Source organism: Citrobacter werkmanii (assembly GCF_008693645.1).
Lineage (GTDB): Bacteria > Pseudomonadota > Gammaproteobacteria > Enterobacterales > Enterobacteriaceae > Citrobacter > Citrobacter werkmanii.
The window spans coordinates 4,824,481-4,839,881 of the sequence record NZ_CP044101.1 but is presented as its reverse complement, the minus strand read 5'-3'; the positions used below and the strand labels follow the sequence as shown (position 1 = coordinate 4,839,881).

General features: G+C 55.8%; 12 protein-coding genes. 10 read left to right on the top strand and 2 right to left on the bottom strand.

Features of this window, described 5'->3' with window-relative positions; translation table 11 throughout:
• Nucleotides 1-390: 390 nt before the first annotated feature.
• The 10 genes from FOB24_RS23835 (at nucleotide 391) to FOB24_RS23790 (ending at nucleotide 13,854) form a co-directional block, all read left to right on the top strand.
• On the top strand, nucleotides 391-1,689 hold the full coding sequence (locus FOB24_RS23835) for an MFS transporter (RefSeq protein WP_233618288.1): 1,299 nt from the start codon (nucleotides 391-393) through the stop codon (nucleotides 1,687-1,689).
• Complete coding sequence (locus tag FOB24_RS23830) at nucleotides 1,686-3,230, top strand: FGGY family carbohydrate kinase (protein ID WP_150345530.1); 1,545 nt, start codon at nucleotides 1,686-1,688, stop codon at nucleotides 3,228-3,230. Before FOB24_RS23835 ends, FOB24_RS23830 begins: the two co-directional genes overlap by 4 nt.
• Nucleotides 3,227-4,906: a glycerol-3-phosphate dehydrogenase/oxidase gene (locus FOB24_RS23825; protein WP_150345529.1), complete on the top strand. Its 1,680-nt coding sequence runs from the start codon at nucleotides 3,227-3,229 to the stop codon at nucleotides 4,904-4,906. Before FOB24_RS23830 ends, FOB24_RS23825 begins: the two co-directional genes overlap by 4 nt.
• Nucleotides 4,903-6,462 (top strand): FAD-binding oxidoreductase, encoded by a 1,560-nt coding sequence (locus tag FOB24_RS23820; protein WP_150345528.1) that lies wholly within the window; start codon nucleotides 4,903-4,905, stop codon nucleotides 6,460-6,462. Before FOB24_RS23825 ends, FOB24_RS23820 begins: the two co-directional genes overlap by 4 nt.
• Entirely contained in the window at nucleotides 6,459-7,034 is a 576-nt protein-coding gene (locus FOB24_RS23815; protein ID WP_038635052.1) for a glycerol-3-phosphate responsive antiterminator, read from the top strand. The genes FOB24_RS23820 and FOB24_RS23815 overlap by 4 nt, the downstream gene beginning before the upstream one ends.
• 17 nt (nucleotides 7,035-7,051) lie before the next feature.
• Nucleotides 7,052-7,366, top strand: a complete 315-nt coding sequence (locus FOB24_RS23810; RefSeq protein ID WP_137346690.1) for a putative quinol monooxygenase — start codon at nucleotides 7,052-7,054, stop codon at nucleotides 7,364-7,366.
• Nucleotides 7,367-7,399: 33 nt separating this feature from the next.
• Nucleotides 7,400-8,566: an iron-containing alcohol dehydrogenase gene (locus FOB24_RS23805; protein WP_150345527.1), complete on the top strand. Its 1,167-nt coding sequence runs from the start codon at nucleotides 7,400-7,402 to the stop codon at nucleotides 8,564-8,566.
• Nucleotides 8,567-8,918: 352 nt separating this feature from the next.
• Nucleotides 8,919-9,986, top strand: coding sequence for an HlyD family secretion protein (locus FOB24_RS23800; protein WP_069323767.1), 1,068 nt, complete (start codon nucleotides 8,919-8,921; stop codon nucleotides 9,984-9,986).
• The gene (rbbA, locus tag FOB24_RS23795) at nucleotides 9,983-12,730 is read left to right on the top strand and encodes a ribosome-associated ATPase/putative transporter RbbA (protein WP_150345526.1); all 2,748 of its coding nucleotides are present in this window, start codon (nucleotides 9,983-9,985) and stop codon (nucleotides 12,728-12,730) included. Before FOB24_RS23800 ends, rbbA begins: the two co-directional genes overlap by 4 nt.
• Nucleotides 12,730-13,854 (top strand): ABC transporter permease, encoded by a 1,125-nt coding sequence (locus FOB24_RS23790; protein ID WP_038635040.1) that lies wholly within the window; start codon nucleotides 12,730-12,732, stop codon nucleotides 13,852-13,854. The genes rbbA and FOB24_RS23790 overlap by 1 nt, the downstream gene beginning before the upstream one ends.
• A gap of 97 nt (nucleotides 13,855-13,951) precedes the next feature.
• On the opposite strand, the gene nikR is transcribed toward FOB24_RS23790, so the two are convergent.
• Nucleotides 13,952-14,353, bottom strand: a complete 402-nt coding sequence (nikR, locus tag FOB24_RS23785; protein WP_006687486.1) for a nickel-responsive transcriptional regulator NikR — start codon at nucleotides 14,351-14,353, stop codon at nucleotides 13,952-13,954.
• A 91-nt stretch (nucleotides 14,354-14,444) separates the two neighbouring features.
• On the bottom strand, nucleotides 14,445-15,305 hold the full coding sequence (locus tag FOB24_RS23780) for a LysR family transcriptional regulator (protein ID WP_038635037.1): 861 nt from the start codon (nucleotides 15,303-15,305) through the stop codon (nucleotides 14,445-14,447).
• Nucleotides 15,306-15,401: the final 96 nt, after the last annotated feature.

Below are 15,401 nucleotides of genomic sequence, written 5' to 3'. Positions count from 1 at the left end.
TGACCTGTTTTTGTAATGATTTATTAACATATGTGCTACAAGTCACAGAATCAACGATGAGGCAAAAAGTCGCTTTGACACGCTTTCCCTTACCTTCTAGAGTGGAAAAATACAGATTTTAGATAAGAGACTATCTGTGAAATTAAGATGGTCTCTTATTGCATTTTTTTAGCTAATGGCGACCTTCTTCCGAATATTATGAAGGGGAAAGCCATGTCCGCATGCTCATTCTCAAATCCGATAAAAATCCGTGGCGTTGATGATGTTATCAATTGCATCGACTCTCGCGGAAAAATCAGTGGCAGAGCCGGTGTTATTTGGTGGTTGGCATTAGGTGGCCTGTTCCTTGATGCTTTTTCAAATTCAGCTCTTAGTGCTGGATTAAATCCAATGACCCGCAATTTAAATCTGAGCGCAACTGAAGTTGCGTTACTTACCTCATTTTCATCGTGGGTTGCCATATTATTTAACCCTATTGGCGGCTGGATTGCCGATCGCTGGGGGCGTGTACCACCGCTGATAATCGCCAAAATAATGGCGGTGATTGGTGCGCTGTTAGTGATGTCATCCTCCAGTTTCAGCACCATAATCGTGGGCCGCTTCTTTGTTGGCGTGTCTTACGGGATGGATTTTGCCGTGGCCATGGCGATGCTGGCAGAGTTCACGCCAGTGAAACTAAAAAGCCGTTTAAACACCTGGCAAGGGGTCTGGTATGTTGCGGTTTGTTTAAATCTGGCATTAGCGCTGATGTTTTATTCCTGGGATGTTGGGGATGCTATCTGGCGTTATTCTATTGCCGTGACAGCGTTATGTGGACTCATCGTACTTTTTTTCCAGTTCCGTTATTTAGTAGAAAGTCCGGTATGGTTGGCGAGAAAATCACGGCTTTCTGATGCTGTGATCGCTATGAATAAAATATACGGTGATAATTTTATTCTGGCGTCAAAAGCGGAGCAAAAACCTGTCATTGGGCAAGCAGAAAAAGGAGCGAGAAATGTACTGCTAATATTCCGTGGCGTATATTTACCGCGTACGATTCTGGCTTCTACGGTTCAGATCTGCCAGTCAATCCAGTATTTTGGCGTCGGCTGGTATTTGCCGGTTATTAGTGCCGCGATGTTCGGTAAAAACTTTGTGTACGCAACCTTGTGTTCACTATTTTTTAACGTATTTGGTATTGTTGGCGGTTTCTTGTCTCCTGCAATCGGTCGTCGTCTGGGCTTGCGCCGCTCTTCGGCGATCGGTTTTGCCGTGGCTTTTCTCGTACTGCTCACGCTGGGACTGTTCAGCGACAGTATGCCGCTGTGGGCCTCTTTGCTGGTTCCCGCGTTGTTTATTCTTTGTCACTCAGGTGGACCCGGTGCAAACGGGAAAAGCCTTTCATCCCTCTCTTTTCGCAGTGAACTGCGGGCAGGCGCAAATGGCGTGGTCGGTGCGCTCGGGGCAATAGGTGCGGCGCTCGGTCTGTTTATCTTCCCCGTTTTCCGTGATCTCTACGGCTTGCAAACGACCTTCCTGATCATGTCCGCCGTGCCGTTGTTCGCCAGCATCGTCTGCTTTGTGATCCCATGGGATCCCACTCGCACCACGATTCAGCCGGATAACGAGCCTGGCGCCCCGCAGTTCGAATCACCCCATTCACCCTATCCTGAGTCGATGGCCCCAGAATCAAACAGGAGTACGAAATGATTGAATATGAAGATGTCATTCTGGCTATTGATGAAGGTACATCAGGTACGCGTGCGGCAGTGGTGGGGCGAAATAGCCAGGTCCACTGTCTTGAATACCAGCCGCTTCAGGTCAGTAGCCAGCGCCATGGCGTTGTTGAACAAGATGCTGATGAAATTTTGCAGGCCACTATTACGGTGTGTCGTACAGCGATTGCCAATGCGCAGCACAGCAAGATGCGTATTGTGGCGCTGGCGATTGCGACGCAACGTTCAACGGCGGTGCTCTGGGATGCAATCACTGGCAAGGCGCTGGCGCCTGCGATGGTCTGGCAGGATGCGCGTTTTACGGATGAGCTGGCGCGACTTGCCCCCGAATGGGATGCGAAACTGCTGCCAGTAATTGGACGACCGGTTGGGATACGTTCACCTTACCTCTGGGCGTCATACCATATCGCCAATACACCGGCAGTGAAGAGGGCGCACCAGGCTGGAACCCTGGTTTTTGGCACCGTTGACAGTTGGTTGCTCTGGCATCTGGCGGAAGAAAAAAAATGTGTCACCACCCCCACCAACGCCACCTCTGCGGGCGCGTATTGCCTCAACGAGCATCAGTACCATTTGCCATGGCTGCAGACTCTGAAGTTCCCGACGTCATTGCTGCCTGAATTGCACGATGATACCGATGATTTTGGCTCTACGCGTGAAGATATCCTCGGGATCAGCGTCCCGATCCGGGCGTGTGCCGGGGATCAGTTTGCGGGGGCCATTGGGCTGGGTTGCACTGAGCGCGGGCAGGCGTTGTGTATGCATGGGACCGGCAGCTTTGTTGATTTAATGATGGGGCCGACGGTGCCGACATTGAAAAAAAGCTGTGAAAGTACGCTCTCCATGACCGCGCGCCGACAAAAAGGACGCTCGCACTTCTCTGTAGAAACATTCGTCCCGACGACCGGTTCGGCCCTGAACTGGGTGTGCGAAAAGCTGCGCTGGTTCGACTCACCCGAGCAAATCAGCGAGCTGGCTGCACAGGCTAATGATTCTGGCGGCGTGAGTTTCATTCCAGCATTAACGGGGCTGCGTGTTCCTCATTTGCAGCCGCATGCCCGCGCCTCGCTTAACGGTATTTCAATCTCGACCACACGTCCGCAGGTGGCCTACGCCATTCTGGAAGGCATTGCGCATTCGGTAGCCGCCTGTATGCGCGCCAATGAAGCGGCAACCGGCATCGCAACGCAAGAGCTGGTGGTAGGCGGCGGGTTGTCCAATAGCGACACGTTATTGCAAATCCAGGCCGATGTTAGCGGGATCCCCGTACGGCGGATGGCCGAAACGGCGAGGGCCAGCTTACGCGGCGCGGCGTTTCTGGCGGGAGCCGATGGGCTGCTGTGGGATTCGTTGTCTGATGCCTGCGCCGCGCTGAAAACGGCGCGTCTGTTTGAACCCAAAATCAGTCATGACCTTCGCGAACAAAAAATCAACCGCTGGGAGATGCGTATTGCGCTCGAAATGGAAACCGCCAGCAGCCTCACTACCGCTAATCAGGAGCACGCCGACTCATGAAGTTTTTCCCTTCGCGAAAGCCAAACAAAACACGCAGTGATATGTACGGCGCCGAACCGTTGCGTCTTCAGCGTCCTGAGCAACTGGACCGACTGGAAAGCGAAACCTACGACATTCTGATTGTCGGCGGCGGAGTGACGGGGGCCTATGCGGCGCTGGATGCCAGCTTGCGCGGATATCGGGTCGCGTTAATTGAGAAGAGTGATTTTGCCTCGGGGACGTCATCCAAGTCATCAAAAATGGTGCACGGCGGCCTGCGTTACATCGAGCAAGGGAACCTCGGACTGGTACGTCATTCTTTGCTCGAGCGCCAGCGCATGCGCCGCAATGCTCGCCATCTGGTGCAGCGGCTGCCCTTTTTATTTCCGGTACTCGATAAGAATGGCGTGTTTGATAAACGCATGTCCTCTGCGTTTGAAAGTCTGCTCTGGACCTACGATCTCGCCGGGGGATGGCGGGAAGGTATTCTTCACCAAAAATTAACTCCGGCGGAAGTGTTATCGCACTGCCCAACGCTGAAAGAAGAGCAACTCTCCGGCGGCTTTATGTATTTCGATGCCCGTGTTGATGACGCCAGGTTAACGCTGGCCCTGGTGCGGACGGCGGCGTTTCATGGGGCGACGGTAACAAACCATGCCGAAGTCATCGAAACCACACGCGACCAGCATGGCAAGGTCAATGGGGGCATCGTGTATGCCGATGGCAGGGAAATCCGGGTCAAAGCGCGGGTGGTCATTATGGCGACGGGGGTCTGGTTGCGTGACTGGAGTGGGCTGAAAAAAGGGGAATCATCGCCGCTGAATATCCGTCCGGCGAAGGGGGTTCATGTCGCCATCCCGTGGATGAAAATTCGCAATGATTGCACGGTGACCATTCCGGTGGCCGGACGCAGTCGGCGCGCGACCATTACGCGCTGGGGCAACGTCTCCTATCTGGGCACTACGGATGAAGACTATCAGGGCGATTTGAACGATGTTCACTGCAATCGCACTGAACTGGACTTTCTGCTGGAAGGCGCAAACTCGGCGCTGAAAACGGATCTGCGTCCGGAAGATGTGGTGGGAAGTATCGCTGGTTGCCGCCCGCTTGTCGGTACCGCGGGCGGTAAAACCGTTGAGATGAAACGTAACCATGAGATCAGAGTTGCAGCGGACGGACTGATTACCATTGTCGGCGGCAAACTGACGACCTCGCGCCACATGGCGGAAGAAACCATTGATGCGTCCAGCAAAATACTGGGCCGTAAAAAAGCCTGCTCAACGAAAACTGCGTATTTGCTGGGCGCGGCTGGCTATGACCCACAGGCCATTCTGGCCTCTGGCGGCCTGTCTGCGCATCTGGGCGAGCGCTATGGCACCGAAGCGCATTTTGTCAGTGACATTATTCAGGCCGATCCCTCGCTGGTTAAACCTATCGTGGAAGGGCTTCCCTACACCGAAGCGGAAGTGGTGTATGCCGTACGCCATGAGCTTGCCAGCACCGTTGATGATGTGCTGTCGCGTCGAATTCGCGCGCGCCTGATGGCACGCGATGCGTCAGCCATTGCCGCAGAACGCGTTGGGGAAATACTGCAACAAGTACTCCGGTTACAGCCTGAACAGGTGGCAAAACAGGTAGCCAGCTATCAGGCCGCAATTAAACATGAAAAATCAATGCTTATGGGGACATCAGAATGATCAGTAAAGAAGCGATTAAACGTGGTTATAACCGTGGAAACTATACCATTGGCGCACATACTCGCCCCGCATGGGCAACAGAGATCACCAGCAGCAATGGCGCAAGAGGAATGCAGGTAGATCCCGTTGCGATTAGCGAAGCGACGTTTGACCGGCTGCGGGTGATTGCTGATGAGGTGCTGACGTCGGAGTCCGATGTGATTACCTGGACCCGCGACTGGTGGGCCGGTTCAATGATTGCGGAAACCCAGGGCGCGCCTGCCACCTCAAAAGGCGTGATTGTACGCGTTTCTACCGTAGAACAGATTCAGGACGTAATGCGCCTCGCCAGTGAATCCGCTATTCCGGTTACAGTTTCTGCCGGGCGAAGTAACGTTACCGGAGCCGCATTGCCGCTGCGCGGAGGGATTGTGCTCGACGTTTGCGAACTCAACAAATTGCTCGATTTTGACCCACAAAGCCAGATTGTTGAGGTAGAAGCCGGCATGTTTGGCGATATTTTCGAGAAAACTATCCAAAAAGAGTATGGCATGACCATGGGGCACTGGCCGTCATCGTTTGGGATCAGTACCGTCGGCGGTTGGGTCGCCTGTCGCGGTGCGGGACAGCTTTCTACCCGCTACGGAAAAATTGAAGATATGGTTTTTGGCATGGATGTGGTGCTGGCCGATGGGCGCTTAATCACCGTTGGCGGTTATGCACGCAGCGCTATCGGACCTGATTTACAGCAAATGTTTATCGGTTCGGAAGGTACGCTGGGCGTGATAGTACGTGTGCGTTTGAAGCTACATCGTCTGCCGGATTATGGTCGCGCTATCGCCTGGGGTTTTTCCAGCTTCGCTAGTGGGCTGGAGGCGTGTCGCGAAATCTTACAGCATGGCGCTAATCCAGCGGCACTGCGCTTGTACGATAACCTGGAAAGCGGCGTGCAGTTTGGCCTGCCCGAGACCAACGTCCTGTTGATTGCGGATGAGGGAGAACCCGACATTGTCGACGCGGTGCTGGCGATCAGTGAACGTATTTGTCAGCAGAGCGGAGAAGAACTTGACGGTGAATCTATCTTTGAGCGCTGGCTGGATACCCGGTATCTGACGGGAAAAAGCGCCGAAGGCTTTAAGAAAAGCCCCGGCCTGGTGGCGGATACGCTGGAAATGGTGGGGCGTTGGCGCGATCTCAGCGCGGTTTATGATGATGTGGTGGCAGCGATCAACGCCGTACCGGGCACGCTGGCGGGGTCAGCGCATCAGTCCCATGCCTACGTCGACGGCGCATGTCTTTACTTCTCACTGCGTGGCGATGTGCCCGTCGAGCAGCGTGCGGCCTGGTATCGTGCGGCCTGGGACGCGGCAAATGCGGTGCTGATTAAACACAATACTTCCCTTAGCCATCACCATGGCGTCGGGCTGCTCCGTTCCCCCTACATGCAGGCTTCTTTAGGTGAATCGCTGTCGGTTCTGGCTGATATTAAAAAAGCGCTGGATCCGCAAAATATCCTTAACCCGGGCAAGCTGGGCTTAAGCGCTCAGCTTTACCCACATCAGGCAGGTCAATCATGATAAAAAACCTTGGCGTGCTCCTGGCACGCCAGCCCGTCATCATGGCGATTTACGGCATTGAGCAACTGAAAACCGCACTGTCCAGCACAGCTGAAGTCTGCATCATTGCCAATATCGATCTGATTAAGCTCCAGCCGGTGATCGAACTGCTGTCGAAGGCGGGAAAGTACGTCATCGTGAATATCGACAGTTGTAATGGGCTGTCCCAGGATAAAGGCGGCATTGATTATGTGGCCGAAACGGGGGCGATGGGGTTGCTTTCCACGCGTCTGCAAACCGTACAGCGCGCGAAAAAATGCGGGTTAATCACCATGCAGAAAATCTTCGTCACCGACCGCTCGACCTGGCTACGCAGCCTGAAAGCCGTGGAGCAAAGCGAACCCGATTATGTGCAACTGATGCCTGCGCAGATGCTGCCGTTGCTGCCGCAGGCCGATCGTAATGTGTTGCCGCCGATTGTGGCCTCCGGGTTTGTCTGCAATGAGGAACATGCCCGGACGGCGCTGTTGCACGGCGCGATAGCTGTATCAAGCAGCGACAGCGCGTTATGGGATGTGAATTTGCTACGTTAAACCACCGGGAGCCAAAAATGGAAAACACGCAGCTGTTTGTCGTTGCACATTATTTTGCCCAACCGACGATGGGTCACAAAGTTAACGACGCGCTCAGAATACTGGCAGAGGCAACGCGTCAGGAGCCTGAAAATATATCGTATGAGTTTTTCCGTTCCACGGAAGACGGCGATCGCTTTGTGATTCTTGAAACCTATCGTTGCGCAGAGGGGCTCGAACTTCACCGGAAAACGGAACATTTTCAACGAATTGGCACTGGCATTATTGCCCCGATGTTGGAGCGTAAAGAGGTGAAAAGCTTTCACATTCCTCCTGATGAACCGCATTGCTAAAAGCTGTCCATTTTTACTGCAAGGAATACCCCAATGAAAAATGTCATGAAGGATTTTGCGTTTACGACGGTAGCGGAAATCATCGTCGAGTGGGCGGGTGCGTCACGGTTAGGGGAGATTCTTCAGCAACGGTTTAGCGCACGTCGTGTATTGCTGGTGACCGATCCCGGTCTGGTCAAGGCTGGGGTTTTGCCGCCGGTTCTGCACAGTCTGCACAACGCAGGGTTTCAGGTGACGCTGTATGATCGGGTCCAGCCCGATCCACACGAGCGCCTCGTTCGCGAAGCTTTACAGGTTGCCCGCGACGGTAACTGCGAAATGGTTATTGGTCTGGGCGGCGGCTCCTCGCTCGATGTCGCAAAGCTGGTGGCTGTATTAATCAACGCTGAACAAGACCTGCCGGAGCTTTACGGCATCGACAAGGTCGCCGGGAAACGTCTACCGCTGGTTAACATTCCCACCACCGCCGGCACCGGGTCTGAAGTTACCAATATTGCAATTTTGACGACCAACGATGACAGCAAAATGGGCATTGTCTCCCCGCAACTGTATGGTGATTTGGTGCTATTGGATGCGCAACTGACCCTGGGACTTCCTCCTGTCCATACTGCCGCCGCCGGGATAGATGCGATGGTGCATGCGATTGAGGCCTATACCGGCAAGCATAAGAAAAACCCACTCTCGGACGCGCTGGCCCGCGAAGCGTTACGTTTAATCAGTCGCCATCTGGTGACCGCATGTCGTGACGGGCACAACCGTGAAGCGCGAGAAAATGTGCTGCTGGGCGCGATGCTGGCAGGACAGGCTTTCGCTAACTCTCCGGTGGCGGCGGTGCATGCGCTGGCTTATCCCTTGGGTGCCAGACACCATATCCCGCACGGCTTGTCGAATGCGCTAATGTTGGTTCCGGTGCTGCAGTTTAACGTGGCGGTAACGGCCCCACTTTATGCCGAGCTGGCTCCCGTCATTGGGGCACAGGTGACAGGAAACGTGGATATCGATGCCCAGTCGTTTATTGCCGGGATGGTAAGCATTATTGCGGCAACCGGGGCGCCCAACAGGCTGCGTGACGTTGGTGTTCCCGCAGACGGTCTGGCGATATTGGCGCAGGATGCCATGCAGCAGACCCGCTTGCTGGGCAATAATCCCGTTACGCTTAATGAAGATGATGCGTTGCGGCTTTACCAGCAGGCTTATTAAACCCAGAACGTGTCCGGTGAGCGGATCACTGGACATGCTTTGTCGGCGGCGATATCCCCACTACAACCGAATAGACATCTTGAATCCAGGTGTTAGTATTCAATAGACAGCAGTTATGAGTATGCGTGTTTCATTTCCGGCCAGGAACGCTGATGATGACAACATTACTACCCGATTTCACAGCATTTTCGTCATTCACTTCCTTCGCGGCGCGCGTTGCCTTAACGCCTGCTCGCTCAATGGCCATTGTTTTTCATTCCTTCTCATCCCGGATGGAATCTCCCGCTGAATAGCTGTTCAGTGGGCTTTGTGACACGCAACGTTTGATAACAGGGATTACGGCGGGTCGAATATGGATAAGTTTAAGCGTCATCTGATGTGGTGGGGAGCGGGTGTTCTTGTGGTGGTGGCCGCGATAGCCTGGTGGACGCTGCGCCCTGCGGGAATACCGGAGGGGTTTGCAGCCAGCAACGGCAGAATTGAAGCCACCGAAGTGGATATTGCCACTAAGATTGCCGGGCGTATTGATACCATCCTCGTTTCGGAAGGGCAGTTTGTCCGTCAGGGCGAGGTGCTGGCGAAAATGGATACCCGCGTGCTGCAGGAACAGCGGCTGGAGGCGATCGCGCAAATCAAAGAAGCCGAAAGCGCGGTGGCGGCGGCGCGGGCGTTGCTGGAACAGCGGCAAAGTGAAATGCGCGCCGCGCAGTCGGTGGTAAAACAGCGTGAGGCGGAACTGCAGTCGGTCTCTAAACGTCACGTGCGTTCCCGTTCGCTATCCCAGCGAGGGGCGGTGTCCGAGCAACAGCTGGATGACGATCGGGCCGCGGCAGAAAGCGCACGTGCCGCGCTGGAGTCGGCAAAGGCGCAGGTCTCTGCGGCCAAAGCGGCGATTGAAGCCGCTCGTACCAGCATCATTCAGGCGCAGACCCGCGTAGAGGCCGCACAGGCTACCGAACGTCGCATTGCCGCTGATATTGATGACAGCGAGCTGAAAGCTCCGCGCGACGGTCGCGTACAGTATCGCGTAGCCGAACCAGGCGAGGTGCTTTCCGCGGGTGGGCGCGTGCTGAATATGGTCGATCTCAGCGATGTCTACATGACGTTCTTCTTACCTACCGAACAGGCTGGTTTACTGAAGATTGGCGGCGAAGCACGACTGGTGCTGGATGCCGCGCCGGATCTGCGCATTCCGGCGACCATCAGCTTTGTGGCCAGCGTCGCGCAGTTCACGCCGAAAACGGTGGAAACCAGCGATGAACGGCTGAAGCTGATGTTTCGCGTCAAAGCGCGTATCCCGCCAGAGCTGTTGCAGCAGCATCTCGAGTACGTGAAAACCGGTCTGCCGGGCATGGCGTGGGTGCGTGTCGATGAAAATCGCGCCTGGCCTGACGACCTGATGGTGAGGTTGCCGCAATGACGCATCTGGCGCTGGTTCCTGTTCCTCCCGTGGCGCACCTTGACGGCGTGAGTCAGCATTACGGGAAAACGGTCGCGCTGAACAATATCACGCTGGATATTCCCGCCCGTTGCATGGTGGGGTTGATTGGCCCGGATGGCGTGGGGAAATCGAGCTTGTTGTCGCTCATCTCCGGCGCGCGGGTCATTGAACACGGCAACGTGATGGTGCTGGGCGGCGATATGCGCGACCCGCAGCACCGCCGGGATGTCTGCCCGCGCATTGCCTGGATGCCGCAGGGGCTGGGGAAAAACCTGTACCACACGCTGTCGGTGTATGAGAACGTTGATTTCTTTGCCCGCCTGTTTGGTCATGATAAAGCGGAGCGCGAAGCGCGGATTACCGAGCTACTGAACAGTACCGGCCTGGCGCCGTTTCGCGATCGTCCTGCCGGGAAACTCTCGGGGGGGATGAAACAAAAACTGGGGCTGTGCTGCGCGTTGATCCACGACCCGGAGCTATTAATTCTCGATGAACCCACCACCGGGGTCGACCCCCTGTCCCGCGCTCAGTTCTGGGATCTGATTGACAGTATTCGCCAGCGCCAGACCAACATGAGCGTGCTGGTTGCGACCGCCTACATGGAAGAAGCCGAGCGCTTTGACTGGCTGGTGGCGATGAACGCCGGGGAAGTGTTAGCCACCGGGAGCGCGCAGCAGCTACGGGAACAAACCGCCAGCGACACGCTGGAGCAGGCGTTTATCGCGCTGTTACCCGAAGCCCAGCGTCAGGCGCACAAACCGGTGGTGATCCCGCCGTATCACGCTGAGCGGGAAGAGATTGCCATTGAGGCGAAAGATTTGACCATGCGCTTCGGCAAGTTCGTCGCCGTTGACCACGTTAACTTTCGCATTCCACGCGGGGAAATCTTCGGTTTTCTCGGCTCCAATGGCTGCGGCAAATCTACCACCATGAAGATGCTTACCGGACTGCTGCCCGCAAGCGAAGGCGAGGCATGGCTGTTTGGGCAAGCGGTTGATCCGAAGAATATCGATACCCGCCGTCGGGTAGGCTATATGTCACAGGCGTTCTCGCTCTACAGCGAGCTGACCGTGCGGCAAAACCTCGAACTACACGCGCGGCTGTTCCATATCCCTGAGGCAGAAATCCCTGAGCGCGTACAAGAGATGAGCGAGCGCTTTAGCCTGACCGATGTCGAAGACGTGTTGCCCGGCGCGCTGCCGTTGGGGATCCGGCAACGCCTGTCGCTGGCGGTGGCGGTGATTCATCGCCCGGAAATGCTCATTCTTGATGAGCCGACCTCCGGGGTCGATCCGGTGGCGAGGGACATGTTCTGGCAATTGATGGTCGATTTGTCGCGGCAGGATAAAGTGACCATTTTTATCTCCACCCACTTTATGAACGAAGCGGAGCGCTGCGATCGCATGTCGCTGATGCACGCCGGAAAAGTGCTGGCCAGCGGCACGCCGCAGGAACTGGTGAAGCAGCGCGGTGCCGCCAGTCTGGAAGAGGCGTTTATCTCCTGGTTACAGGAGGCCGCAGGCCCGGTGCCGGAGACGACGCTTTCGCAAGCGGATGCGCCGGTGGTACATGAAAATAATCAGCCGCCACGCCAGGGCTTTAGCCTGCGGCGTTTGTTCAGCTACAGTCGCCGTGAAGCGCTGGAGCTGCGACGCGATCCGGTGCGCTCCACGCTGGCGCTGATGGGGACGGTGATCCTGATGCTGATTATGGGCTACGGCATCAGTATGGATGTGGAAAACCTGCGTTTTTCGGTGCTCGATCGTGACCAGACCGTCAGTAGCCAGGCGTGGACGTTGAATCTGGCGGGGTCGCGCTATTTTATCGAGCAGCCGCCGCTCACCAGTTATGACGAACTGGACAAACGGATGCGTTCGGGCGAGGTGGCGGTAGCCATTGAAATCCCGCCCAATTTTGGCCGCGACATCGCGCGTGGAACGCCGGTGAAGATTGGCGTCTGGGTTGATGGGGCGATGCCGAGCCGCGCAGAAACGGTCAGAGGCTATGTACAGGCGATGCACCAGACCTGGCTGCAGGATGTGATGGCGCGTCAGCCCAATGCCAGTGGGAAAAACGGGCTGATGACCATCGAGACGCGCTATCGTTACAACCCGGATGTGAAGAGCCTGCCGGCGATTGTTCCGGCGGTGATCCCGCTGCTGTTGATGATGATTCCCTCCATGCTCAGCGCACTCAGTGTGGTGCGCGAAAAAGAGCTGGGGTCGATTATCAACCTGTACGTTACGCCCACCACCCGCAGCGAGTTTTTGCTCGGCAAACAGTTGCCTTACATCGTGCTGGGAATGCTGAATTTCCTGCTGTTATGTGCGCTGTCGGTGTTTGTCTTCGGCGTCCCGCATAAGGGCAGCTTTTTAACGCTGACGCTGGCCGCGCTGCTGTACGTCACCATTGCTACCGGACTGGGCTTGTTAATCTCTACGTTTATGAAAAGCCAGATCGCCGCCATTTTTGGTACGGCGATTATTACGCTGATCCCGGCGACGCAGTTTTCCGGGATGATCGATCCGGTGGCCTCGTTGGAAGGGCCGGGACGCTGGATTGGTGAAATTTATCCGACCAGCCATTTTCTGACCATTGCGCGCGGGACGTTCTCTAAAGCGCTGGATCTGGCGGATCTTTGGCAGCTATTTATCCCGCTGGCAATCGCCATTCCGGTAGTGGTTGGTCTGAGCGTATTACTGCTGAAAAAACAGGAGGGGTGATGCGCCGATTACGCAATATTTATAACCTTGGCATCAAAGAGTTACGCAGTCTGCTGGGTGACAAAGCGATGCTGACGCTGATCGTTTTCGCCTTCACGATTTCGGTTTACTCCTCCGCAACTGTCCTGCCGGGGTCGTTGCATCTGGCGCCGATTGCCATCGCGGATATGGACCAGTCGCAGTTGTCGAACCGGATTGTGAACAGCTTTTATCGCCCGTGGTTTTTGCCGCCGGAGATGATCACCGCCGATGAGATGGATGCCGGGCTGGATGCCGGTCGCTACACCTTCGCCGTGAACATTCCGCCTGATTTTCAGCGTGATGTGCTGGCCGGGCGACAGCCGGATATCCAGGTCAACGTCGATGCCACGCGGATGAGCCAGGCCTTCACCGGCAACAGCTATATCCAGAATATCATTAGCGGTGAAGTGAATAGTTTTGTGGCGCGTTACCGCGACAATAATGAGCCGCCGGTGGCGCTGGAAATGCGCATGCGCTTTAACCCCAATCTGGAGCCAGCCCGCTTTGGCGCGGTAATGGCGATCATCAACAACATCACTATGCTGGCGATTGTGCTTACCGGGTCGGCGCTGATCCGCGAGCGCGAACATGGGACCATTGAGCACCTGCTGGTGATGCCGGTGACACCGTTTGAGATAATGATGGCGAAAATCTGGTCGATGGGACTGGTGGTGCTGGTGGTTTCCGGTCTGTCGCTGATGCTGATGGTAAAAGGCGTGCTCGGGGTGCCAATTGAAGGCTCGATACCGCTGTTTATGCTGGGCGTGGCGCTGAGCCTGTTCGCCACCACCTCGATCGGCATTTTTATGGGTACGCTGGCGCGTTCCATGCCGCAACTGGGGCTGCTGATGATTCTGGTGCTACTGCCGTTACAGATGCTCTCCGGCGGCTCCACGCCGCGTGAAAGCATGCCGCAGGCGGTGCAGGACATTATGTTGACCATGCCGACCACCCACTTTGTCAGCCTCGCGCAGGCGATACTTTATCGCGGGGCCGGGTTTAGCATCGTCTGGCCGCAGTTCCTGACGCTGCTGGCGATTGGCGGTGCGTTCTTCCTGATAGCGCTGCTGCGTTTTCGCAAGACGATCGGCACAATGGCGTAATCATCATTGCCGGGGGCGCTTCGCTTGCCCGGCCTACAGACGGTAACGGACGTAGGCCGGATAAGGCGCAGCCGCCATCCGGCAACGAAACAGGCAATCACTCTTCTTTCGGCAGGCACTGCAAATGACCGTGGCGTACGCCGCGCTGGGAAATGACGTCATCGGCAAAATGCTGTACATCGCCCATGTCGCCTTTCAGCACGGCGATTTCCAGGCAGTCGTCATGGTTGATATGCACATGTAATGTGGCGACCGATAAATCATGGTGGTGGTGCTGGGTGGAAACAATACGGCTCGCCAGGTCGCGCTTCTCATGCTCATAAACATACGAGAGTACCGCGAAGCCCTGGGTGCCGTGCTCCTGGGTGGTTTCTTGCGCCAGCGCCCCGCGCAGAATATCGCGAATCGCTTCGGAACGGTTGTTGTAGCCACGGCGCTGGCTCAGGCCGTCGAGCGTTTCCAGTAAATCGTCATCGAGGGTAATGGTGACTCGTTGCATCTGCAATTAACCTTTCATGTGGCGCGTTGACGCACAGAGAATGCGGGAATTAGCGTATTTTGTAACACACGTTCGGCCTCTGGGGAAAAGGTTAATGCTCCCGCAATAAACGCAGTAGCGTGCTCACCTGCTCATCCAGCGGCGCGAGAGTATCTTTAACGATCAGATGCAGCGGCGTGGCGCGGCGAGCGCCATGGCTTAACGGCAGCGGACGTAAAAGCCCCTGGGCCAGTTGCGTCTGAATACGCTCCTCAGGCAGCCAGCCGTAACCGACCTGATACATCACTGCATCAATCGCGGCATCAATGGTAGAGAAGGTCCAGGCATCGCGAACCGGTTGCTGCGGGTTGTCGCGATCGGCAATGCGAATCAGTGGCCACGCGCGTAATGCGTCTTCATCCAGCGGCGCATTCAGCGTGCAGAGTGGGTGATCGCGATGGGCAACGGCCACGAAGTCAATGTTCATCAGCCATTCACCACGCCCGGTCACATCCTGACGCCGGGTCAGGACCATTACGTCCGCATCGGCATGCGCTGCCAGCCTGTCGTCTGCATTTTCCAGTACCTCGGTCAGCCGCACCTGCGTTTGCGGCCACGCCTGCTGAAACTGTTTGAGGATTGCGAACAGGCGTCTGCGTGGGAAGATGCTATCGACCAGCAAATCCAGCCGTGTTCGTGTGCCGTTTTGCAGCGTTGCTGCCCGGGTCTCCACCCATAAAAAGGCCTTCAGTAACGGTTTGACCTGAGCTAGCAACAGCTCGCCCGCCGGGGTCAACACCGCCCTGCGGCCTTCCGGCGTCAGCAGCGTCACGCCGAGTCGCTCCTGCAATAGCGCCAGATTGTAGCTTACCGATGACTGGCTACGGTTGGTCTCTTCCGCGGCTTTCGCAAAGCTGCCCAGTTCCACCACTTTCTCCAACAGGGCCCATTGCTCAAGGGTTGTTTTGTGCATAACTTATCTAAAAATTGAATGAATATGATGTAAACATAGCGTTATTCATCCAATTTTTGAAGCGTTAAGATCCTCGCATCAAGTAAGAGGAGAACG